This is a genomic window from Streptomyces mirabilis, from assembly GCF_018310535.1.
GTDB lineage: Bacteria > Actinomycetota > Actinomycetes > Streptomycetales > Streptomycetaceae > Streptomyces.
Map to the genome: position 1 here is coordinate 2,041,760 of NZ_CP074102.1, position 22,610 is coordinate 2,064,369.

Sequence of the window (22,610 nt, forward strand, 5' to 3'; positions counted from 1 at the left end):
AGCCCGTCTCACTCGAAGAAGCTGGCCGCCTTCTTGTCGCCGCCGCGGTAGTCACCGCCGGCCTGGTGCACCTTTTGCGTGATGGAGAGCAGCGCCTGATGGATGGCGCTGGTGTGGTTGTCCCACTCCTTCGACTTCCGCTGGAAGGCGTCATAGGCGTCGCCGGCCCAGCCCTCTGCCGCGTTGTGGACGCCCTGCTTCAACTGGGTGAGATCGCTCTCGAGTTGCTTGGCCAGGCCGCCGAGTTCAGTGGCGAGCGCGTCCAGGACGCCGTACTTGACGGCAAGATCCTGGAGGTGTGGCGTGCCGGTCATGTTTCCTCATCTCCTTGACGATGTGAGAAGGACCTCACGGTCCGGGGGCGCGACTCGGTGCCGGTCAGTAAAGGTTGAGCGCCGAGGTCTTCGCACCGGCGTCCACTTCGATGCTGGAGATCGTGGAGTGGAGTTCGTCCTCGAGCTTGTTCTTGTCCTGCTTGGTGAGCTGGATTCCGTTCAGGAAGTCGTCGAGCATGCGCCCGATCCCGGCCATGTGCTCGTTGATTTCGTGCTGCTTGGTCTTGAACGCGTTGGCGCCGAAGCCCGTCCAGTTGGCCTCGATCATGTCGATGCATCCCTGGAGCTTCTGAAGGTGGTTCTTGACGTTGTCGTACCGGTCGATGACGTTCGTCTGGAGTTTTTGTACGTGTGCGTCGTCTAGCTTGCGGCCGTCAGCCATCTCGGCACTGCCTTTCGTGAGAAGGATTTGTCTTCCTGGCGCTACACCGGGTGGTGAGGCGCTCGTTCCTTGCGCGACCCGTTGTCCATCACGGGTGGTGGGCCATGACGGTCATACGCCTCGCCGTGAGCGAATCACCGCGAAGGCCCCACCGCCGATCACCACGACCGCCGCCGCGGCTCCAAGAGCGACCCACAGCGTGGTGTTGCCGGACGAATCCGAGCTCGATCCTGCCGCTGAAGTCTGGCCGCCTGAAGTGGAGTTCGAGGCTTGTGACGAGGTTGATGCGGAAGCGGAGGGCGAGGCGCCGGTGCCGGCGGACAGGCCGGGCGTCTTCTTGTTCGTGACGGGGTCGACGTCGGCGGCTCCGGGATCCCCCTTGCCCTTCAGGAGAACCTGCGCCGGGCGGATCGTGCCGTACCCGAGGTACCGGCTCGGGGTGCTCTTCGGCCAGTCCCGGCCGGCGGTGTCGATCATCACGCGGAGGACCTGGTTGGCAGTCCACTTGGGGTGGGCGGCCCAGATGAGGGCGGCGGCGCCGGAGGTGATGGCGGTGGCTTGGCTGGTGCCATTGCTCTGGGGGCAGTAGGACTTGAAGGTCTTGTCACACCAGGTCGGTACGTCCACGCCTGGCGAGGCCAGGTCCACGTACGCGCCGTTCTCCGAGAACTTGGCTACTTCACCGTTCTCGTTGATCGCCGACACTCCGACCACTCCGGGGTACTTGGCGGGATAACCGATGTAGTTCGCGTCTTCGGCACCGTTACCCACACCGGCGATGAGCAGTTTCCCCTTGCTCTGCGCATACTGCACGGCTTCAAGTCCGCCATCGATCGGGAAATCCGTACCGAACGACATGCTGATGATCTTCGCGTCAGAATCGGCAGCGGCCCGGATGGCCTTCGCGGAAGTGTCGCCCTGCTTCTCGCCCTTCTTGCCGATACCGCTGAGTACCGTGCGAATCGGGATGATCTTGGCTCCGGGTGCGACCCCTTTGAGTCCGCCCCCACTGCCCGTCCCTGCGATCAGCTCGGCCATCGACGTGCCGTGGCCTTCGTAGTCGTCCGTTTCGTCGCCTGTGGTTCCCGTGACGTCGACTCCGGGTAGCACCTGGCCCTTCAACGCGTTCGTGTCCGGGTTCACGCCAGTGTCGACAACGGCGACCGAGATTCCCTTGCCCGTGCTGACTTTCCACAGTCCCTGGGCGTTCATCGCGTCCAAGTACCACTGCTGCGACTGGATGTCGTCGGCAGCCGCGGCAGGGGCCGGCCCAGCAGACATGACGGCCAAAGCACCCAGCGTCGCGCCCACGGTGGTCACATGTCTCCGGGCACGCCTCGCCCACAGCGCGGCCCGCATACGGCGTACGCCAGTCCCTGACTTCATGCTTCTGTACGTCCTCGGTCGTTTCGGTCAGTCGGTCGCCGACGGCGCATCGCCGCGCCGCGCGTCATCACGTGAGCTCTTCTTGTCCTCGGCAGAGTGCTGCTGACGCTGCGTTCTCCCGCCGGCTGCACGATCAGGGCTGCGGCCCTCCGCGGAACCGGACACCAGGCCAGAACCACCGGACGCGGCTCCGTTGCCCCTGCCGCCGGCCCGACTCGAGGGCGCGCCGACCACACTGTCCGCATTACCTGGAGACCGGCGCTGCGACTGTCCCTGCCCCGTGCCCGGCACCGGGTTGTTCGCACCGATCACTCCGCGCTGCCCCGGCCTTTCACCCGTTGTGCGAGCGCCGGTTGCGCCCTCGCCGCCGATGACCGTGCCGCGTGGAACCCTGGCGCCAGTCGCACTCGGGCCGACTTCAGAAGTGGGCCTGCCACCGACCACGCCGCCCGTACGCGCAGCGCCCGTGGCTCCGGGGCCGGTCCGTGCCGCAGGCTGACCGGGCACGCCGCCCACACGCCCGCCCGGCGTGCCGCCGGTGCGTGAACCAGTCGTACCCGCGCTTCTGGGCATGCCGCCGGTGACACCCCGCCCCATGGGCGACCTGCCCGTCGCAGATGCAGGCCCACGAGCAGCCTGCTGGCCAACCGCCGAAGCGCGGCCGATCGGTCCCGCGGGGCCGCGTCCTGTGCGGCCTCCGGCAGTGGTTCCCTCAGAGGTGGTAACCCGCCCTTGAGCCGAACCGGGAGTCCTGCCGCCCGCTGCTCCGCCAAGTCCGACGGCGCGCGCGACCGGGCCGCCGAAGGCGGGAGGTACCGTACCGGTGCCCATGCCCATGGGAGGGGCCATCGCCCCGGAAGGTCCGTTGGGTCCCGTCACAGACGGAGTGGGAGTCACAGGTGTCGGCTTCGCGGCTTCCGGCGGCAGCGTGCCAACGCTGTTGATCTCTGTACCGACAGTGGGCCGATGCAGTTCGACGTTCGCGTCTGCACCCGGATGTCCTGAAGCCAGAACTCTGTTTCCAGAAGCGTCGCCTGACATGCCGAGGTGGCCGCCTCCACTCGCACTGGCAACTGCTCGGTGGGCTGAACCCGGGTTGGAGTTACCTGTGGAACCATCGGCGCCGTCACTGTGGGACCCGTACGGGTCCGGCACCCCCACAGAAGGCATCGCCTCAAATACCGGCGGGTCCTGCTTCTGCAGCTTCGCCAGCTCCGACCCGGACACCGAGTAGAAGGAGGCAAGGCGATTCATCTGGTTGATCGCCTCTTGCCGGTCCTTCTCGACCTGGACCGCCTCGGCATACTGCTTGTTGCCCTCGAACTGCTGGAGCACCGGGAGCTGCTCCGGCTTCTTCTGGTCGAGGGCAGGGCGGGTGTCCCGGGACGGCAGCGAGCCGCGCACGGATGCGAGCCCCGTCGCGGCAGCCGTGACCTGCACCCCGGCGCCGTCGGCGTACGTGGCCAGGCTCTCGGTGTGCGTGGCGAGGCCCTCTCCCCACTTCTGGAACGCCTTGCCGGCCTCGCCCTGCCAGTCCTCACCCGCATGCTGGAGGTGACGTCGGAGCTCCGCGGCGGCTTCGTTGATCGCCTTGCTCGCCTTCGCCAACGTCACGCCGGCATGCTCCAGGTCGGCGGGGTTCGCCTGATGGACCAGGTCGATCATGGCGTTGAGCTGGTGGTCCTCGAAGTCCGTGACCTTCCCGTACGTCAGCAGGCGGACGCGCTTGAATCCGAACGCGTCGTGCATCACGTTCGACACCCCGGACAGCGCGTCGACCTGGCCGACCTGAACGTCGACGCGCTGCTGGTCAGTCAGCTCCTTCGGCGCCTTGTCGTCCCCGCTCACTACTGGAGTCCCTTCGTGGACTTCTTCGCGTCGCTCAGCTTCTTCTCGCCCTCGCCGGACTTCTCCTGCTGGGCTTCGCTGTACAGGCGGTCGGTCTCGATCTGGATCTCCCAGAAACGGCGGCGCTGGTCGTCATCGAGGCTGTCGAAGCCGTTCTGCGCGCCTTGCGTCGCGATGCCCATGGCCTCGATCTGGAGCCCCAGCGTCTTGGAGAGCTGCGTGATGTGCTCGTGAACCTGTTCGTACTGAGTGAACAGGGCGTCAGCCTCATGGAAGGGGCTGCCGTGCCCGCTGAGAGAAGTGCGCGAGAGGCGGTGCGCACCCACCTTGGACGCGCTGCCCGCCGAGTCCTCGAACTCGGACAAGAGCTTGTCGATGCGCTGCTTGAACGTCATCAGCACGCCGGCGCCGACCTTCAGGTCCGCAGCTGTGCTTGGCGACGCCCCACCTGTCATGTCCGCAGGAAGCATGACGCCTTCCCTCCCCGTTTTGTCGCCCGCTCCGGGCGACTGCACCCCTCAAGCGTTCATATCCGCAACGACATCACTCTAGTCGTTTCCTATGACAGCCCCAACTGCTATATGCAACAGCTGTGCTACCACTCAGCGAAGCTTCACTGCTTCTTCACCGCGCCCTCGCGCTCGCCTGAGCCCGTGCCGCCACTCGACACTACGTGGCCCACAGGGCGACGGACCTGAGTACTCCTACTCATTCGGCGTTGCTGTGTAGCCATTGCGAACTCGCAAGGGACGGGCACCCGTTCGACGATCTACCCCGCACTCCCCACCCCAAGAACCAGCCACTCCCAGGCCTTCTCCTTGGCATTGCTCGGCCCGCTCGCCTGCTTCGTGCCGAAGAAGATCCGTCCGTTCTGCACGATGATGTCGTTCAGTGTCGGGTCTGTGAGCGTCCAGGCTTCGGAGGGCAGATCGAAGTAGAGGTACGGGGTTTCCTTGCCGGTTCGCGGGTTCAGGCTGACGAGTCCCATGGGCGTGATGTGGTCGCTGCTCTCGCGAAGTGCAAGGAGCTGGTCACCGCTCATCCGCAGGGGATGCAGCAATTGGTCATGACCTGATTCGAACTTCTTGACCGTCTTCCCTGTCGCGAGGTCGAATCCGATGATCCAGTTGGAGTTGTTCACGATGGTTCCGTCGGGGTCCTCCCTGCTCGTCAGGAAGACCTGACCGTCTCCGACCACGATCGTCGGGCAGTTGTCCACCGCCCCGTCCTCCTCGTCATCGACACAGTCGGCGACGTAGTGGCCCCCTTCGACGCGAATCGTGACGCGGTACTTGCCGTGTTCGTCGAGGGAGATCAGGTCGGTGATCTCGACGTCGCCCGCCGCCACGGCGAGGACGGCGGGTTCGGCGGACACCAGGTAGACGCTCTGGACGCCCTTGGCGACCTGATAGGTCCATTTGACCTTGCCTGTGCGGGGGTCGACCTTCCGGACCCGATACGATCCGGCGAGGCTCTTCTCGTCGAAGCAGTCGGTCCGGATGAGCAGGGCACGTCCGCCGGCCAGGCCCCCGTCCTTGCACTTAGGGGGAGGGGTACTCGTCCAGAGGAGTTTTCCCTGGTCCATGTCATACGCCTGCGAGCCCTTGCCCCACGCCACAGCGACCGTGGCACGCGTCATGGTCACACTCGGCGTGTCGTAGAGGGCGTTCACCTTGGAGAACCGGGCCTCCCAAAGCTTCTTGCCCGTGTCGAGGTCGACGAAGGCCACGTGATCGCACGGTGCGTGGGTGTCGACACCGGACCGGAACAGGACCGCCGTGCGGTCCCCAACGGTCACATGACGCGTCGTACCGCAGATCGGTCCGGCGAGTCTGATGCGCCAGCTTTCGTCGCCCGTGGTGGCATCCTTGCCGATCTTGAAGCCCACGAGGGTTCTGTTGATGCCCTTGGCGAGGATCTTGTCCGTCGCCCACATGCCCGGCATCATGTGCGACTCGCCGGGCGCCATGTCGTCGGCGGAGAACCTGAAGGCCATGCGTCCGGCCGCGTTCGCGGGGCGGCTCTCGACCGTCTCCCGGATGTCGAGCGGGCCCTGTTCGGCGCTGGCCGTCGGTTTGCCGGCTGCCACGGCCGAGTCGTCGTCACCGTGCCAGAGGAGCCAACTGCCCGCGCACAGCGCCCCGATCAGCAGGACTGCCACCCCGCCGAAGAGTCTCCTGCGGCGTTTCTTTCGTATGCCGTCCGCTGTCAGAGCGGAGTGTGTGTACATGGAAGGAGGTGGGCCGAAGCTCACGCGGAGAGTTCCTTTCGATGACCGCGATGGATGTCCGACAGATCAGTGGCCGGGCATCGGAGGTGTTGAGAACAGCCATGTACCCCAGGCCGTCACTCCGCCCCCGCCACCCGCCGCTTCCTCCGCCGCGCGTCCCGCACCGCCACCGCCACCCCGCTGAGCCCCGCCAGCAGAACCGCCGCCCCCACAGCCACGTAGGTGGCCAGTCGTGCGTTCCGTTCGTCCGGGGTTTCGCCCAGTTGCAGTTTTGCCGGGGTCGGGGCCTCGGCCTTCGAGAGACCCTCGTCAGGGTTGGGGGATTCGATGGGACGGTCGTCCTCCGTCAGGGCGCGGACCGGATCGACCACTCCCCAGCCGACCAGGCGGTCATGGCCCGCCACCGAGCGCTCCGCGGTCTGTTCGATCTGGGCCACGATCTGCTGTTGGGTCCAGTCGTGGTGCTTCGCCTTGATCAGAGCGGCGACTCCGGCGACGTACGGGGCCGAGAAGCTGGTGCCGTTGTCGGAGCAGTGGCCGCCCTTGGGGACGGTGGAGATCATGTCCACGCCGGGAGCCGCCACGCCCACGAAGTCGCCGGACTGCGAGAAGGAAGCGCGTTCGTTGTTGCGGTCCGAGGCGGCGACCGCCAGGACGCCGGGGTACGAGGCCGGGTAGGTGTCCTTGTCGTTGCCGCCCAGGCCGTCGTTGCCCGCCGACGCGACGACCACGATGTCGGCGGCCAGTGCCTCGTCCACCGCCCGTTTCAGGTCCGGGGCCGGTTCCACCGCGTTCGAGGTGTCCTGGGAGATGTTGATGACGTTGGCCTTGGCCCGGATCGCGTCCCGGATGGCCGTGGCGAGCGTTTCCGCCGTGCCGTGGCCCTCGGCGTCGTTCTGCTGGATGGGGATGATCGTCGACTCGGGAGCCAGGCCCACGAATCCGGTGCCGGAGAGGGGCCGGGCCGCGATGATGCCCGCCACGCGGGTGCCGTGGCCGACCGTGTCCGTCGTGCCGTTCTCCTTGCCGCGTGCGATCGGGTCTCCGTTGTCGTCCTTCAGTTTCTTCGGGAGGAGGTTGAGACCTGCCGCCGTGTCCACGGCGTGGGTGAGCTGCGGGTTCTTCACGTCCACGCCCGTGTCGATCACGGCCACCCGTACGCCCTTGCCCTTTGACTGGCTCCACAGTTCGTCCAGCAGGACGCGTTGCAGCGCCCAAGGGCGGCCCGCGTACTTCTTGTTCGGGAAGGTGCACTGGTCCGTGGACGTGTCCGCGGACGCGAGCGGCGCGAGGGCGACGGTGGCAGTGGAAGCGAGCATCGTCGCGGCCATGACGACCACGGTACGAAGAGGCCTTGCGGCCGGTGCGTACGACATGGACTCCCCCTTACGAACCCTGCGGCTGGCGTGCCGCCGATGTCGACAGACGGGGGCCGGTGGGCAGGAACTTGGACCAGGCGGCCGGGATGGGCGCCGGGTCCACGTCGGAGTAGCCGAGGCTGATCTGGGCCAGGCGGGCTTCCTGCTCGAGTTGCTTGCGCTCCTTGGCAGTAGTGCCGATGCCCGCGTCACTCGTGGCGCTGTCGTCGTTGGACTGCATCGCATAGCGCAGGCCGGTGTCGGTGACCAGGAAGACACCACCCGCCGTTGTCTCCTCGCCCTGGAACTGGCGGTAGAGCTGACCGGAGCCAGGAGTGACGTACGCGCTGGAGGAACCGGTCGGGAGGGTGGCAGGGAAGTCCGTGCCCGCCCAAGTGCTCAGCGTCGTCCCGCCCTTGGCCTTGTCGACGTCGCGCAGGACGTTGCAGACGGTGTTGCGGTGCCCGTCCGATGCGTCCGCCTCGTTGACGGGAACGGGCATGCGGCTCGGCCAGGTGTGGTCCGTCGCGAACCCGGCCGCATTGGGAACGAAGGCTCCGGCACTGACGTCGAGAGCCTTGCCGGCCTGGCCGAGGCTGACCAGGTCGCTGCTGTTCAGAAGCAGCTTGGCGGTGAAGTCCGAGACAGGAGCCACCTTTCCCTGCTCCACGACGTAGTACTGCTCGGTCGCACCGTTGGGTGCCTTGAGCACCATGCCGACCTTGTTCGCCTCGTCGGACAGGCTGCCCTGGACACCGGCGGCGGTGCCGATCTGCCCCACGACCTTCGGGAAGGTGATGGGGTCGCCCGGGTGCAGGGTCTCCAGCCACTCCTTGGACACCCGCTGTGGTTCGCGGCCGGAGCCGACGAGCGTGCGCAGCAGCAACTCGTCGTTCTTGTCGACCTCGTACGACGTGCCGCTCGCGTCGACGATGTAGCGGGTCTTGTCCGGGCCTACGACGTACAGCAGTTCGCCGCCCCGCAGCTTCTGCTTGCTTCCCTCGGTCTTGTCCATGTCGCGTGAGGCCAGGACGAACGCGGCCTTCTGGATGGACCTGCCGCCCGCGCTCGGGCGTTCGCAGACGGCCCAGCGCTTCGTGGAGCCCGCCTCGGAGGCGGCGGGAAGCCGGTCGGGGGCGTAGGGGATGCCGATGGTGACCCCGCGCGGGATGGTGCCCCTGTCGAGGATGGACTCGTCGACGGTGACGACGTCGCCCTTGCCCGTCTTGAGCAGGAGCTTCGCGGACGCCATGTTGAGGACCGGGTGCAGTTGGACCTTGCCGTCGGTCTTGAGGACCACGTATCGGGTGGTGGACTTGCTGGCGATGATCACCTTCTCGCCGACGGCGTCCCAGCCCTGCGGGGCGGTCGGTTTGAACATCCCCCACGCCCCGAACGCGGCCATGATGATCACGCCGACGAGGGTGCCCGGCAGCACGGCCCGCAACGGACGCGGCGCCCCTTCCTCCGAACCGTCGGGAGACGACTGGACGAAGGACGCGAGCATGCGTCGCTTCGCGAAGGTGTAGGCGTTGAGCTGGTCCCGCCGAGATGCCATGTGTGCCTGATTCTCCCCGTGTATCGCCTGGCGGCGCTCGGGGGTACACCGTCCCCCGCCCTCCGTTGTCAGACCGGCCCCCTACTATGCCTGGTAAGGGATCGGTCCTGTGGAGCGGGTAGGGTATCGGGGCCTTCAAGGGCCCTGTGTGGTGGCGTTGTTCCAATGAGTTGTAAGGAAAACGGGGGGATGCAGTGATGGCTTCCGGAACGCGGTTCCGGTCGCGTGACCGGTCGCGGGAGCAAGGCTCCTCGGCACCCCGGTCGCAGCGGTCCGCGCCGCCCGCGAGGGCTCAGGGGCAGACGGGGGCGCTGCATCTCAAGGTGCGTCCCGGGCAGTCGGGGTCGTTCCGGTTGCAACGGATCGTTCTGCTGGAAATCGCCGCCGCCGCGCTGCTCGTCGGGTGGATCGTCGGTCCGTTCGCGCTGATGCCGGCCGCTGTCGTCGCGGTCGCACTCGTCCTCCTCGCCTTCATACGGCGCCGGGGCCGCTCGTTGCCCGAATGGCTCGCCACGGCACGGGCGTTGCGGGCGCGGCAGCGGCGCGCGGTGAGTACGCCGATACCGCCCGGGACGGAGCCCGGTCTCGCCCCCGCCGTGGAGTGCGATCCGGGCCTGCGGACCTCCGCCTACAGCGCGCAGGACCGGCGGCCCGTCGGCGTGATCGGGGACGGTACGTTCGTGACCGCCGTCCTTCAGGTGGAGGCCGACGCGACCGCGCTGCGCGCCGAGCGGAGCCGTCAGCCGCTCCCGCTCGGGCTGGTGCGGGACACGCTGGACGTGGACGACATCCATCTGGAGTCGGCACAGATCGTGCTGCACACGCAGCCCGCGCCCGCGTTGCACCTACCGCAGCAGTCCGTGGCCGTCAGCAACTACGCGCCGCTGCAGGAGCAGACCGGAGCGCCCGCCGTGCGCATCACCTGGATCGCGTTGAAGCTCGATCCGGAGCTGTGCCCGGAGGCGGTGGCCGCGCGCGGGGGTGGACTCGTCGGGGCGCAGAAGTGCGTCGTGCGCGCCGCGGACCATCTCGCGAGTCGGCTCACGGGGGCGGGTTTTCGTACCACGGTGCTCAATGAGGAGGAGTTGACGGCGGCGGTGGCGACCTCGGCGTGTGCCAACCCTCTGGTGACGGCCGAGGCGGGACGCACCGACCTGCCCGCGCGGCGGACCGAGGAGTCCGGCCGCAGCTGGCGCTGCGACAACCGCAGACACACGACGTACTGGGTGCGGCGCTGGCCCCAACTGGGCGGTGGCGGTGGACCTTCCCTGCCGCAACTCGTCGCGCTGCTCACGGCCGTGCCCGCGCTGGCCACCACCTTCAGCCTGACGCTGCGGCGCGGGGAGCGCCAAGAAGTGTCGCTGTGCGGGCATATGCGGGTGACCGGCCGCAGCGACGACGAACTGGTCGCGGCGCGCCGCTCGTTGGAGCACGCCGCCCGCCAGGCCGGCACGGGGCTGGCCCGGCTCGATCGCGAGCAGCTGCCCGGTGTGCTCGCCACGCTGCCTCTCGGGGGTGTTCGCTGATGGCCATGACCACAGGTGGAGCCACCGCCTCGGGGGCGTACGGGAACGGGAATCCGGGTGGGTTCGGGGCTTCGGGGCCGTCCGGGGCTTCGGGGGATCCGGGAGCTCGTGGAGCTTCGGGGGCCGCATCGGCCGGCTCCCCGGACTCGCTCGCGGAGCGTGGGCGTGGGCGTCTGCGCAGCGGGTTCGGGCTGATCGGGCCCCGGCACGGGCGGCACTCGCTGTCCGTGGAAGAGGTCGACTCGCTCGCGCTGCCCATCGGGGACGACGGGGTCGTCATCGGGGTGGACGCCGAGGGGCAGCCCGCCGTGCTGGGGCTCAACCGGCCGACGCCGTACGACGTCGTCCTGATCGGCGGTCTCTGGACCGCGCAGGTGCTCGCGCTGAGAGCGGCGGCCACGGGGGCGCGCGTCGCCGTGGAGACGGGACGGGCGCCGGCCTGGATGCAGATGGTGCACGCCATGGGCGGCGGGCAGAACGGCATGAGCGTGCACGACGTGGGGCGGGTTCCCCCGCAGGGCTCCTCGGCCGGCAACCCGGTGTTGGTGGTGCGCGACTGCGGGATGCGGCCGCCGCGCGGGCGTGTGGTCTCCGGCCCCTGGCAGTCGGTGCTGACGCTGTTGCCGTATCTCAGCCCGGTGGCCCCCCGGTTGCTGCGGCAGGCGCGGCTCGTCGGCGTGCAGCGGGTCTCACCGGACGAAGCCGCTGAAATCGGGCGGGCGTTGGCGCTGCCCCGAGGCGATGTGGACTCGCTGCCCACGCTCGCCGACGGGGTCACGCTCTGGTGCGCCGACCGCGACCGGCAGTACGTGATGACTCAGCCCACGGACGCCGAGACCGGATTGTTCGGTACGCCGCGCAGGATGGACTGACCCGGCGCCCCCGGGCATCACCGACTCAACATCGGTCCGCAATTGGACCTTTGGGAATGATTTCCCCCTTGTCGCGCCCGGCTTGTTCACCACGATTGCCCGTTTTGTTTACTCCCTTGACGCGTGCGTACGCCGCTTCTGGGCAAGGTGTGACGGAGCGGACCCGTGCGGAGGGGCGGACGGGCCTGCCGTCGTGGCGCTCGTGGTGATTAGGCTGGGACCGGGCGCGACCCGTATCCCTCGACCCACCCGTCGACGGACCCGCCCGCGCTTCGCACGAACAGACGCGAAGTGAGACGCGAAGCGAACGGTCGCGTCAGCACGGCATTGAGGGTGCTTGACCACACCAGGAGGAATTGTGAACAGCGATCGGGACGGGATCCGCGGGGGCTGGGCCACACCCGGCGATGACCAGTCCGACGCGGAGTCCGCCGTCGAGGCGACGGGCGAGTTCACCATCGACTACGCGCCGCCCGCCTGGTACACGCAGAACGCGTCGGGCCATTCGGCCCAGACCTCGCCGACTCCACCTCCCCCGGCTCCTCCCGCGCCGTCCGCTGCGCCGGTGTCGTTCGACCCGGCCGCACCGGTTCCGCCGGCAGCGCCCGTTCCGCCGGCAGCGCCGGTGTCTCCGGCCGTGCCCGCGTCCGGATCGCAGCCTGCCTGGACGCCGCCGACCGTACCGGCCGACGAGGCCGGTCTCGGGAGCGGTGACATCGAGAGCGGCGCGACCATGAGGTTCTCCGCTGCCGCGCTCAAGCGTGACTTCGCTGAGCGGGAGGCCGCGGCCCGAGCCGCCGAGGAAACGGCCGCCGGCCCGGCCGGGGACACCGCCGGCGCCGAGGGCGAGTCGGTCGGTGACCGACCGGAAGGCGAGGACACGACCGGCGGTGACTTCGAACTGAGCGCGCCCGCCGTGCCGGTCGGGGAGCAGCAGTTTGCCCCTGCCTCCGGTGAGGCCGCGGCAGGCGGGGAGGTGCCCCCGTCGACGGAAGGCGCGAACGCGGGCACGAGCGAGCACGACGGCTCCGGCACCGCCCCTGCGGGCGACGGCTCCGACGCCACTGAGTCCGCCGCGGGACACGGGCAGGAGTCCACGGACGTCGGGGCCGACAAGACGGACCCGACCGGTGGTGAAGACGGACCGCTCGGTGAGGCCGAGGCCTCGGAGGTACCGGCCGACGCGGGCGACGACGACTCCGAGGACGCCGCAGCGGCGGCAGCAGCCGACGGTGGCTTCAAGGAGCCCGCGGGTGCCTCGGACGGCGACGTCGAGGGTGCCGTGGGTACCGAGGGTGCCGCTGACGCGGAGGGCGAGCGGCTCGTTGCTGCCGCGACGGCGGAGACCGCGCCTCAGGACTCCGCTCCCGAGGCCCCCGTAACCCCGGACGCGGCGGCGCAGGAGGCCGATGTCTTCGACGACTGGCCCCAGGACACCTCGCCGAACGCCGGGACCGACATAGCGCAGGACGCGCAGGCCGCCGCGACCGCCTGGGCTCCCCCGCCGATGCCGCAGAGCGGACTGCCGCCGCTGCCGCCCGCCTACCAGCCCGCCGCCCCGGCCCCCGCGGCCCAGTGGCCCTCGCCCCAGCCGGTCGTGCCACCGCAGCCCGGGCCCCCTCAGCAGCCGCAACCGACGGCCGCGCAGGGACAGGCCCCCGTCCCGCCGCAGCCCACCGCCGCGCAGGGACAGCCGACCGTGCCGCCCCAGCAAGGTGGCTACGGCTTCCCCCATCAGCAGTCCCAGCAGCAGCCCCACCCGGGACCGCCGCCCGCCCAGCCGGCGGTCCCGCCGCAACCGCCGGTCGCCCAGCCGCAGCCGCCGTTCCAGCCGCAGGCTCCGCAGCCCGCGCCCGCCGCATGGCATCCGCAGGGCACGCCGCCCGCGCCGGGCCCCGTGGCCCCGCCGGTCGCCGACACTCCCGCGCCGCCCGCCCCGCCCGCGCCGCAGGACGGTTACGGCTTCCCGCACCCCGGGATCCCGGCTCCCGCCGCGCCCAACCCCCCGGCCCCGCCGACCGGTTACGGGTTCCCGCAGACGGGCGCCCCCGTCCCGTCCCAGCCGGGACCGCAGCAGAGCGGCTACGGGTTCCCGCAGACGGGCGCCCCCGCTCCCCAGCCGACCCCACCGCAGGCCGCCGCGCCACAGACCGACGCGCCGCGGGCCAACCCGCCCCAGCCCCCCGCACCGCAGGCCCCCGGCCCGCAGTCGGGCTACGGCTTCCCCCAGCCCCCGGCTCCGAACGCGCCCCAGCAGGGCAGCTACGGCTTCCCGCAGCAGCCCCACCCGGGACCGCAGCCGGAGGCCCAGCAGGCGCAGCCCCAGCCGCCGGTGGACCCCCGTACCGGAACCGCCTGGCCGCAGCCCATCCAGCACGACCAGCGTCAGCCCACCAACCCGGCCGCCGCCCCGCTCGGGTACACGGCCGCGGTGGAGTTGTCCTCCGACCGGCTGCTCAACAACAAGAAGCAGAAGGCCAAGAGCGGTCGCCCCTCCGGCGGCTCCTCGCGGTTCAAGCTCGGCGGGAAGAAGGAAGAGGCCGAGCGGCAGCGGAAGTTGGAGCTGATCCGGACGCCGGTGCTGTCGTGCTACCGGATCGCCGTCATCAGCCTCAAGGGCGGTGTCGGCAAGACGACGACCACCACCGCGCTCGGCTCCACGCTCGCCACCGAGCGGCAGGACAAGATCCTCGCGATCGACGCCAACCCGGACGCGGGCACGCTCGGGCGCCGGGTGCGCCGCGAGACCGGGGCCACCATCCGTGACCTCGTGCAGGCGATCCCGTACCTGAACTCGTACATGGACATCCGGCGGTTCACCTCACAGGCCGCCTCCGGTCTGGAGATCATCGCCAACGACGTCGACCCGGCCGTCTCCACGACCTTCAACGACGAGGACTACCGGCGCGCGATCGACGTCCTGGGCAAGCAGTACCCGATCATCCTGACCGACTCGGGCACCGGTCTGCTGTACAGCGCCATGCGTGGGGTGCTCGACCTCGCCGACCAGCTCATCATCATCTCCACTCCGTCCGTCGACGGTGCCAGCAGCGCCAGTACGACGCTGGACTGGCTGTCGGCGCACGGGTACGCGGAACTGGTGTCGCGTTCCATCACCGTCATCTCCGGTGTCCGCGAGACCGGAAAGATGATCAAGGTGGAGGACATCGTCGGCCACTTCGAGACGCGCTGCCGTGGTGTCGTGGTCGTGCCCTTCGACGAGCACCTGGCCGCGGGTGCCGAGGTCGACCTCGACATGATGCGGCCCAAGGTGCGGGAGGCGTACTTCAACCTGTCCGCGCTGGTCGCCGAGGACATCGTCCGGCACCAGCAGTCGCACGGGCTGTGGACGAACGACGGCAACCCGCCGCCGGTGGCCGCCCCGCCGATGCCGGGTCAGTACCCCTACCCGCAGGGAGTGCCTGGAGCGCCGATGCCGGGGCAGCAGCCTTATCCCCAGCAGCCGGGCCAGCCGTACGCGGGACCCCCACAGCCCGGCCAGGCCTATCCGCAGCCGGGCCAGCAGTTCCAGCCCGGCCAGCCGGGTCAGCCGGGTCAGCCGGGTCAGCCGGGTCAGCCGGGTCAGCCCTACCCGCCGTACCAGGGCCAGCCCTCTCAGACCCCTCCCCCGCCCGCACCCCCACAGCAGTAACCGGCCATCGACGCCAGACGTCGACAACCGGACATCGGTAACCCGATCGGGCCCTTCAAGGGCACCGTTTCTCGCCGAGGCCCGCGCCCTTCCCCCAGGGTGCGGGCTTTCGCGTGTCCAGGCACGCAACAGGGCGTCACCCCCTGGCCAGGAGGGCTTCACCGGTCTGAACCAATGAGCGAAAAATCCGCGCCAACTCGTTATTTCCGCAGGCCACACGGGGTTCACGCGCCGTTGACGCGCCGAGACCGCCGCTGATAGACACACACATCAATCCCGCCGGCGTCCCCCGATCACCCTGATCCAGTAGGTCAACCAGCCATCCCTGTGCGAGCGATGACGCGAGGTCACCGACCCATGAACAGACACGATCAGCCCAACAGAGGACGTCTGCGCCCCCGGCTCCTCGCCGCCGCAGCCGCCGCCGCGCTCACCCTCTCCGCCGGTCTCGCGACCCCGCTCAACCCGGCCCCGCAACAGGCCCAGGCCAAGGGGAGCCAGCAGGCCAAGGAGAGCAAGAAAGTCCTCACCGTCGCGGTCGCGCAGAGCGTCGACTCGCTGAGCCCCTTCCTGGCCTCGCGCCTGCTCAGTACGAGCATCCACCGGCTCATGTACGAGTACCTGACCAACTACGACCCCGCGGACAACCACACCGTCCCGGGCCTGGCCACCAAGTGGGAGCCGTCCGCCGACAAGCTCACCTGGACCTACACGATCCGCTCGAACTCCAAGTGGTCGGACGGTCAGCAGGCCACCGCCGCGGACGCGGCGTGGACGTTCAACAAGATGATGACGGACCAGGGCGCGGCCACCGCCAACGGAAGCTTCGTCACCAACTTCAGGAAGGTCACCGCCCCGAGCCCCACCCAGCTCGTCATCGAGCTGAAGAAGCCGCAGGCCACGATGGGCGCGCTCGATGTGCCGATCGTCCCCCAGCACATCTGGGAGAAGGTCAAGGACTTCTCGAAGTTCAACAACGACCAGAGCTTCCCGATCGTCGGCAACGGGCCGTTCGTCCTGACCGACTACAAGGCCGACAGCTATGTGCGGCTGAAGCCGAACAAGACCTTCTGGCGCGGCGCCCCCAAGTTCGACGAGCTGGTCTTCAAGTACTTCAAGGACCAGGACGCCGCGGTGGCCGCCCTGCGCAAGGGCGAGGTCTCCTTCGTCGCGGGCTCCCCCGCGCTGACCCCCGCCCAGGCTGCGTCCCTCAAGGGCGAGCCGAACATCAAGGTCAACGACGCTCCGGGCCGTCGCTTCTACGCCCTCGCCACGAACCCCGGCGCCCAGTCCAAGGACGGCAAGCACTTCGGTGACGGCGCCGAGTCGCTGCTGAACCAGAAGGTGCGCCAGGCGCTCTTCATGGCGATCGACCGGAAGACCCTCATCGACAAGGTCTTCCAGGGCCACGCCGTCGAGGGCGAGGGATACATCCCGCCGCGCTTCTCCACGTACTACTGGAAGCCGTCGGCGGGCCAGGAGCGCGCGTACGACCCGGCCAAGGCGGCCCAGCTCCTCGACGCGGCGGGCTACAAGAAGAATGCCGACGGCAAGCGCGTCGAGAAGAACGGCAAGCCGATCGATTACCGGATCCTCTGTCACGCCACCGACCCGAACGACAAGGCGGTCGGACAGTACGTGAAGGAGTGGTTCGGCAAGCTGGGCATCGGCGTCACCCTCAACTGCCTCGACAACGTGACCGACCCCTGGCTGGCCGGCAAGTACGATCTGGCCTTCGACGGCTGGTCCGTCAACCCGGACCCCGACTTCGTGCTGTCCATCCACACCTGCGGGGCGCTGCCCGCCACTCCCAAGGACACGGGCGCCACGGACAACTTCATCTGCGACAAGAAGTACGACGAGCTGTACGACCAGCAGCTCGCCGAGTACGACACCGCCAAGCGGGCGGACATCGTCAAGCAGATGGAGTCGCGGCTCTACGAGACCGGGTACATGAACGTCATGGCGTACCCGAACGCGGTCGAGGCCTACCGCACCGACCAGATCAAGTCGATCGAGACAATGCCCAGGGCCGCGGGCAACATCTACGGCCAGGACGGTTACTGGAGCTGGTGGTCGGCGGTTCCGGCCGACGCCTCCGGTGCGTCCTCCGACGGTTCGAGCTCGACGGGCGTCATCATCGGCATCGTCGCGGGCGTCGTCGTTCTCGCGGGCGTCGGGGCGTTCTTCGCGATGCGGCGCCGTGCCACGGCCGAGGACCGCGAGTAGACCTCCCCTGTCACCCGTCCCCCGACCCCCACGGGCACCCCATGAACGTACGAGCGAATGAGTAGTTCATGACCGCTGAGGCAACACCCTCGCTGGTCGAGGCGACCGACGGTCCGGCCCTGGCCGGGCCGTCGGTCCGCGGGCCACGGGCGCGCACCACCACCGCGTATCTACGGTATGTGGCGGGCAAGTTGGGCGGCGCGGCCGTCTCGCTGCTGGCCGTCCTCGTCACCAGCTTCTTCCTCTTCCGGCTCATCCCCGGCGATCCGGTGAAGTACATGACGGGCGGCCGTCAGGTATCCGCCGAGCAACTCGCCCACTACCGCGAGGAGTTCGGGCTCGACCTGCCGCTGTGGCAGCAGTTCACCGACTACTGCGGCAAGGCGCTCACCGGCGACCTGGGCACCTCGTACCAGTTCCGGGCCCCCGTCATCGACAAGATCTCCGAAGCGCTGCCGAACACCCTCCTGCTCACCGGCACGGCGTTCGTGCTCTACACCGCACTCGGCATCTTCATCGGCACCCGCTCCGCCTGGCGCAACGGCGGCACGAGCGACCGCCTCAACACCGGTCTGGCCCTGACGTTGTACTCGATCCCGTCCTTCTGGCTCGGCCTGCTGCTCATCATCGTCTTCTCGGTGGGCATGGGCCCGATCCCGGGCCTGTTCCCGACCGGCGGCATGGAGTCGGGGGGCAAGGAGGGCTTCGCGTACGTTCTCGATGTCGCCCACCATCTGATCCTGCCGGTGGTGACGCTGGTCGCCGTCGAGTACGGGCAGACCCTGCTGGTCACCCGCTCGGCGCTGCTCGACGAGATGGGCAGCGACTATCTGACGACGGCGCGCGCGAAGGGCCTGAGAGACGATCTCGTCCGCCGTCGGCATGCCGTGCCGAACGCGCTGCTGCCGACCGTCACCCTCATCTTCATCAACCTCGGCCGGACGGTCGCGGGAGTGATCCTCGTCGAGACCGTCTTCTCCTGGCCGGGCCTGGGCGGGCTCTTCTACCAGGCGCTGAGCGTGCCCGATCTGCCGCTGGTCCAGGGGCTGTTCTTCGTCTTCGCCTCGGCGGTGATCGTGATGAACACCCTGGCCGATCTGATCTATCCGCTGCTGGACCCACGGGTGGGCCGATGACAACCGAATCCACGGCGGCCGAGAACGCCGCTGCGACCACGGCGAAGGGCCCTCGCACCCTCGCCTGGCAGCGCCGCCGCCACTCCGCCGCCCGCTTCTGGCGGCAGTACCGCACCCACCGGGCGGGCGTCTTCGGACTGGCCGCCCTCTCCCTCTTCGCGCTGATCGCCCTGACCGCGCCGCTGACCGTCGGCTCCGACGTGCAGAGCGTGACCGACGCGCCTGGCGGCCCCATGGAGAGCCCCAGTGCCCGATTCCCGCTCGGCACCGACCAGTTCGGGCGCAATCTGCTCGGGCTCGTGGTGTGGGGTGCCCGGGTCTCGCTGCTCGTCGGGCTGCTCGCGGCCGTGCTCTCCGTCGCGATCGGTGCGCTCATCGGGATCACCGCGGGCCACTTCCGCGGCTGGTACTCGACCGTGATCATGCGGATCACGGACTGGTTCCTGGTGATGCCGACGCTGGTGCTCGCGATCGCGCTGATGACCGTGATGTCGCGTTCCATCGGCACGATCATCCTGGCGATCGGCGTCACCACCTGGCCGACGACGGCCCGGCTGGTGCGGGCGCAGACCCTCGCCGTGGAGTCGCGGCCCTACATCGAGCGTGCGAAGGCGCTCGGCGGCGGGCACTGGCACATCATGTCCCGGCACGTGCTGCCCAATGTGATGCCGCTGGTGCTGGCGCAGACCACCCTGATCATCTCCTCCGCGATCCTCGCCGAGGCGACCCTCGCCTTTCTCGGGCTCGGCGATCCGACGGTCGTGTCCTGGGGCGGGCTGCTCCAGGACGCGCGGGAGGCGGGCGCGGTCAGCGCGGGCAAGTGGTGGTACCTGGTACCGCCGGGGGTCGCGATCGCGGTGGTGGCGCTGGCGTTCACGCTGTGCGGACGCGCGGTCGAGTCGGTCCTCAACCCCAAGCTGGGGGTGACCCGATGAGCACTCCGGCGAAGCGGCGTCTGCTGGAGGTCAGGAACCTCGAGGTGACGTACGCGGGCGGGGCGGCCGCGGTGCGCGGCGTGGACCTCTCCCTCGACGCGGGCCAGAAGCTCGGTATCGCGGGCGAGTCCGGCTGCGGCAAGTCCACGCTGGCGCTCGCACTGCTGCGGCTGCTGCCCACGGGCACCCGTACGAGCGGGGAGATCCTGCTCGACGGCGAGGACGTGCTGACGATGAAGTGGGGCCGGGTACGGGCGGTCCGCTGGGCGGGCGCCTCGATCGTCTTCCAGGGCGCGATGCACTCCCTCAACGCCGTGCACCGTATCGGCGACCAGATCGCCGAGCCGATCCTGCTCCACAAGAAGGCGACCCCGGCGGGCGCGAAGAAGAAGACCGGCGAGCTGCTGGAGCACGTGGGTCTGCCCGCCGCCCGCGCGAGCGCCTACCCGCACGAGCTGTCCGGCGGGCAGCGCCAACGCGTCATGATCGCCATGGCCCTGGCCTGCGACCCCCGGCTCGTCATCGCCGACGAACCGACGACGGCCCTCGACGTGATGATCCAGGCCCAGATCCTGCGTCTGATCGAACAGCTCGTCGCCGAACAGGAGTTGGGCCTGGTCATGATCAGTCACGACCTCGCGGTGCTGGCCGACACCTGCGACCGGCTCGCGGTGATGTACGCGGGCCGTGTCGTCGAGGAGGGCCCGGCCCGGCACGTGTACGAGGCGGCCCGGCACCCGTACGGCAAGGCACTGTCGGCGGCGTTCCCGCGCATCGGCGACGCCGCCTCGCGGTTCGCGCCGCGCGGGCTGCCGGGCGATCCACCGGACCCGTCGGCGCTGCCGTCCGGCTGTACGTTCCACCCTCGGTGTGCGGTGGCGCTGGACAGCTGCGCGAGCGAGGATCAGGCACTGCGGGAGGCGGGTGCGGGGCGCTGGGCCGCCTGTGTGCACGTCGGCGCGACCGTCCCCGAGCCGGGCACCCCGGCCGAAGAAGCCAGGAGCAGCGCCCCATGACCACCACCCCTGTGCCCCCGGTGACCGCGGCTCCTCTGCTCCGGGCCGAGGGCCTGCACATCGCCTTCCCCGGACGTCACGGCGCCGCCCGCGCGCGTGCCGTGGACGGGGTCGACCTCGACATCCGCCCCGGCGAGATCGTCGCCCTGGTCGGTGAGTCGGGCTGCGGCAAGACGACGTTGGCCCGCTCCCTGCTCGGTCTGGTCCCGCCGACGGACGGTCGCGTCACCTTCGACGGAAGGCCGCTCGACTACTCCGCACGCGCCCTCAAGGCCTACCGCAAGCGCGTCCAGCTGGTCCTGCAGGATCCCAGCGGCTCGCTCAACCCCCGGCACACGGTGTACGACGCGGTGGCCGAGGGACTGCGCATCCACAGGTACGGCGGCGACGAGCGGGCGGCGGTCGCCGAAGCCCTCTCCCGGGCCGGTCTGCGCCCGCCGGAGCGCTTCTTCCTGCGCTACCCGCACGAGCTGTCCGGCGGCCAGCGCCAGCGCGTCGTCATCGCGGGCGCGCTGGTCCTGGAGCCCGAACTCATCGTCGCCGACGAGCCGGTGGCCTCCCTCGACGCGTCGGTACGCGGCGAGATCCTCGCCCTGCTCCTGCGGCTGCGCACCGAACTCGGCCTGTCCGCCCTGGTGGTGACCCACGACCTGGGGCTGGCATGGAACATCGCCGACCGGGTCGCGGTGATGTACCTGGGCCGGATCGTGGAGACCGGTGAGGTGGAGAAGGTCCTGACCGCGCCCCGGCATCCGTACACCCAGGCCCTGTTGTCCGTCCTCCCGGAGGCCCCGGGCGACCCGGTGGTCCTCACCGGCGAACCCCCGGACCCCTCCCGCATCCCCGCCGGCTGCCGCTTCCACGCACGCTGCCAGATCCTGGCGAGCGGAGAGGCCGAACGGGCCGGCGTCGCGGACGCGTGCCGGGGCGAGGACCTGGAGGTACTGAACGGCAGCGGCGAAGCGCAGGTGGCATGCCACTGGGCACGGCTCGATACGTGAAGCAGGTGGCGTGCGGCTGGGCACTCAGTACGTGAGGCAGATGGCGTGTAGCTGGGCACTCAGTACGTGAAAAGGGGCGCTCGGTGCCTTTGAAAGCACCGGCGCCCCTGCCGCGTACGACGGAGTCACTCCCCTTCGTACGCCTCGATCAGCTCGCGCGAGCGCTTCACATCGTCCGCGATGGCTTCCAGCAGCGCCTCGATGGAGTCGAACTTGGCCATGCCGCGGACGTAGGCGAGGAAGTCGACGGCGACATGCAGGCCGTACAGGTCGAGGCCGACGCGGTCGATGGCGTACGCCTCCACCGTGCGCTCGGTGCCGTCGAACTGCGGGTTCGTACCGACGGAGATCGCGGCGGGCATCGCCTCGCCCCCGACGTGCAGCCAGCCGGCGTAGACGCCGTCGGCGGGGATCGCGGTGTGCGGGAGGGTCTCGACGTTGGCGGTGGGGAAGCCGAGCTCGCGGCCGCGCTGGGCGCCGCGGACGACGATCCCCTCGACGCGGTGCGGGCGGCCCAGGATCTCGCGCGCGCCCTCGACATCGCCCTCGGCGACCAGCCGCCGAGTCAGGGTCGAGGAGAAGGGCTCGCCGCCCCCGGCGGAACCGCTCACGTACAGCTCCACCACCTCGACGTCGAAGTCGTACGTCTTGCCCTGCTCGCGCAGGAAGTCGACATTGCCGGCGGCCTTGTGGCCGAAACGGAAGTTCGGGCCCTCGACGACGGCCTTGGCGTGCAGCTTGTCGACGAGGACCTTCACCACGAAGTCGGCGGGCGACAGCTTCGAGAACTCGGTGGTGAAGGGGAGGATGAGCAGCGCGTCCACACCCAGCTCGGCGCACAGCTCGGCGCGGCGGTGGTGCGGGGCGAGCAGCGGGGGGTGGCTGCCGGGGCGCACGACCTCGCTGGGGTGCGGGTCGAAGGTCACCATGACGGAGGGAACGCCCAGCTCACGGGCGCGGTCCACGGCATGCTTGATGATCAGCTGGTGTCCGCGGTGCACCCCGTCGTAGGAACCGATGGTGACGACGCTGCGCCCCCAGTCCTCGGGGATGTCCTCCAAGCCACGCCAGCGCTGCACTGTGACCGCTCCTTGTCGAACCCGTGTCCGTCATTGCCTCATTCGCAGCTCTAAGGGTGCCATGCCG

The 22,610-nt window shown here is 69.5% G+C and carries 17 protein-coding genes; 8 read left to right on the forward strand and 9 right to left on the reverse strand.

Features of this window, described 5'->3' with window-relative positions; translation table 11 throughout:
• Window positions 1-8: 8 nt before the first annotated feature.
• From SMIR_RS08820 to eccB, 8 genes are all read right to left on the reverse strand, one after another.
• A complete protein-coding gene (locus SMIR_RS08820) occupies window positions 9-314 on the reverse strand; it encodes a WXG100 family type VII secretion target (RefSeq protein WP_168496230.1) in 306 nt (101 codons plus the stop codon).
• 64 nt (window positions 315-378) lie between these two features.
• Window positions 379-717: a WXG100 family type VII secretion target gene (locus tag SMIR_RS08825; RefSeq protein WP_168496228.1), complete on the reverse strand. Its 339-nt coding sequence runs from the start codon at window positions 715-717 to the stop codon at window positions 379-381.
• A 111-nt stretch (window positions 718-828) separates the two neighbouring features.
• The gene (locus SMIR_RS08830; RefSeq protein WP_348774745.1) at window positions 829-2,037 is read right to left on the reverse strand and encodes a S8 family serine peptidase; all 1,209 of its coding nucleotides are present in this window, start codon (window positions 2,035-2,037) and stop codon (window positions 829-831) included.
• A 93-nt stretch (window positions 2,038-2,130) separates the two neighbouring features.
• Window positions 2,131-3,951 carry a WXG100 family type VII secretion target gene (locus SMIR_RS08835; RefSeq protein WP_212726845.1) on the reverse strand — a complete coding sequence of 607 codons (1,821 nt, stop codon included), beginning with the start codon at window positions 3,949-3,951 and terminating at the stop codon, window positions 2,131-2,133.
• Window positions 3,951-4,466: a DUF2563 family protein gene (locus tag SMIR_RS08840; protein ID WP_212726846.1), complete on the reverse strand. Its 516-nt coding sequence runs from the start codon at window positions 4,464-4,466 to the stop codon at window positions 3,951-3,953. Before SMIR_RS08840 ends, SMIR_RS08835 begins: the two co-directional genes overlap by 1 nt.
• A 254-nt stretch (window positions 4,467-4,720) precedes the next feature.
• Window positions 4,721-6,112 carry a BamB-related PQQ repeat family beta-propellar protein gene (locus tag SMIR_RS08845; protein WP_248003158.1) on the reverse strand — a complete coding sequence of 464 codons (1,392 nt, stop codon included), beginning with the start codon at window positions 6,110-6,112 and terminating at the stop codon, window positions 4,721-4,723.
• Between the two features lie 185 nt (window positions 6,113-6,297).
• A complete protein-coding gene (gene mycP / locus SMIR_RS08850; RefSeq protein ID WP_348774744.1) occupies window positions 6,298-7,512 on the reverse strand; it encodes a type VII secretion-associated serine protease mycosin in 1,215 nt (404 codons plus the stop codon).
• Between the two features lie 55 nt (window positions 7,513-7,567).
• Window positions 7,568-9,097: a type VII secretion protein EccB gene (gene eccB / locus SMIR_RS08855; RefSeq protein ID WP_212726847.1), complete on the reverse strand. Its 1,530-nt coding sequence runs from the start codon at window positions 9,095-9,097 to the stop codon at window positions 7,568-7,570.
• A gap of 197 nt (window positions 9,098-9,294) precedes the next feature.
• Here eccB and eccE point away from each other — a divergent pair, with 197 nt between their 5' ends.
• The 8 genes from eccE (at window position 9,295) to SMIR_RS08895 (ending at window position 21,464) form a co-directional block, all read left to right on the forward strand.
• Window positions 9,295-10,623: a type VII secretion protein EccE gene (eccE, locus tag SMIR_RS08860; protein WP_212726848.1), complete on the forward strand. Its 1,329-nt coding sequence runs from the start codon at window positions 9,295-9,297 to the stop codon at window positions 10,621-10,623.
• A 5-nt stretch (window positions 10,624-10,628) separates the two neighbouring features.
• Entirely contained in the window at window positions 10,629-11,495 is an 867-nt protein-coding gene (locus tag SMIR_RS08865; RefSeq protein WP_422664415.1) for a hypothetical protein, read from the forward strand.
• 358 nt (window positions 11,496-11,853) lie between these two features.
• On the forward strand, window positions 11,854-15,147 hold the full coding sequence (locus SMIR_RS08870) for an SCO5717 family growth-regulating ATPase (RefSeq protein ID WP_212726849.1): 3,294 nt from the start codon (window positions 11,854-11,856) through the stop codon (window positions 15,145-15,147).
• 357 nt (window positions 15,148-15,504) lie between these two features.
• Window positions 15,505-17,376 carry an ABC transporter substrate-binding protein gene (locus SMIR_RS08875; RefSeq protein ID WP_168496212.1) on the forward strand — a complete coding sequence of 624 codons (1,872 nt, stop codon included), beginning with the start codon at window positions 15,505-15,507 and terminating at the stop codon, window positions 17,374-17,376.
• A 68-nt stretch (window positions 17,377-17,444) separates the two neighbouring features.
• On the forward strand, window positions 17,445-18,512 hold the full coding sequence (locus SMIR_RS08880; protein ID WP_212726850.1) for an ABC transporter permease: 1,068 nt from the start codon (window positions 17,445-17,447) through the stop codon (window positions 18,510-18,512).
• A complete protein-coding gene (locus SMIR_RS08885) occupies window positions 18,509-19,447 on the forward strand; it encodes an ABC transporter permease (RefSeq protein WP_212726851.1) in 939 nt (312 codons plus the stop codon). The genes SMIR_RS08880 and SMIR_RS08885 overlap by 4 nt, the downstream gene beginning before the upstream one ends.
• The gene (locus SMIR_RS08890) at window positions 19,444-20,463 is read left to right on the forward strand and encodes an ABC transporter ATP-binding protein (RefSeq protein WP_168496208.1); all 1,020 of its coding nucleotides are present in this window, start codon (window positions 19,444-19,446) and stop codon (window positions 20,461-20,463) included. The genes SMIR_RS08885 and SMIR_RS08890 overlap by 4 nt, the downstream gene beginning before the upstream one ends.
• A complete protein-coding gene (locus SMIR_RS08895; protein ID WP_168496206.1) occupies window positions 20,460-21,464 on the forward strand; it encodes an ABC transporter ATP-binding protein in 1,005 nt (334 codons plus the stop codon). The genes SMIR_RS08890 and SMIR_RS08895 overlap by 4 nt, the downstream gene beginning before the upstream one ends.
• Before the next feature lie 125 nt (window positions 21,465-21,589).
• On the opposite strand, the gene SMIR_RS08900 is transcribed toward SMIR_RS08895, so the two are convergent.
• The gene (locus SMIR_RS08900) at window positions 21,590-22,543 is read right to left on the reverse strand and encodes a bifunctional riboflavin kinase/FAD synthetase (RefSeq protein ID WP_168496204.1); all 954 of its coding nucleotides are present in this window, start codon (window positions 22,541-22,543) and stop codon (window positions 21,590-21,592) included.
• Between the last annotated feature and the right edge of the window lie 67 nt (window positions 22,544-22,610).

What these genes read in the sequence shown, in the direction of transcription:
- SMIR_RS08865 (WP_422664415.1), top strand. Translation starts at nt 10,629, where the DNA reads ATGACCACAGGTGGAGCCACCGCCTCGGGGGCGTACGGGAACGGGAAT.
- SMIR_RS08895 (WP_168496206.1), top strand. Translation starts at nt 20,460, where the DNA reads ATGACCACCACCCCTGTGCCCCCGGTGACCGCGGCTCCTCTGCTCCGG.
- mycP (WP_348774744.1), bottom strand. Translation starts at nt 7,512, where the DNA reads ATGGCCGCGACGATGCTCGCTTCCACTGCCACCGTCGCCCTCGCGCCG.
- SMIR_RS08880 (WP_212726850.1), top strand. Translation starts at nt 17,445, where the DNA reads ATGACCGCTGAGGCAACACCCTCGCTGGTCGAGGCGACCGACGGTCCG.
- SMIR_RS08890 (WP_168496208.1), top strand. Translation starts at nt 19,444, where the DNA reads ATGAGCACTCCGGCGAAGCGGCGTCTGCTGGAGGTCAGGAACCTCGAG.
- eccB (WP_212726847.1), bottom strand. Translation starts at nt 9,097, where the DNA reads ATGGCATCTCGGCGGGACCAGCTCAACGCCTACACCTTCGCGAAGCGA.
- SMIR_RS08885 (WP_212726851.1), top strand. Translation starts at nt 18,509, where the DNA reads ATGACAACCGAATCCACGGCGGCCGAGAACGCCGCTGCGACCACGGCG.
- SMIR_RS08820 (WP_168496230.1), bottom strand. Translation starts at nt 314, where the DNA reads ATGACCGGCACGCCACACCTCCAGGATCTTGCCGTCAAGTACGGCGTC.
- SMIR_RS08825 (WP_168496228.1), bottom strand. Translation starts at nt 717, where the DNA reads ATGGCTGACGGCCGCAAGCTAGACGACGCACACGTACAAAAACTCCAG.
- eccE (WP_212726848.1), top strand. Translation starts at nt 9,295, where the DNA reads ATGGCTTCCGGAACGCGGTTCCGGTCGCGTGACCGGTCGCGGGAGCAA.
- SMIR_RS08875 (WP_168496212.1), top strand. Translation starts at nt 15,505, where the DNA reads ATGAACAGACACGATCAGCCCAACAGAGGACGTCTGCGCCCCCGGCTC.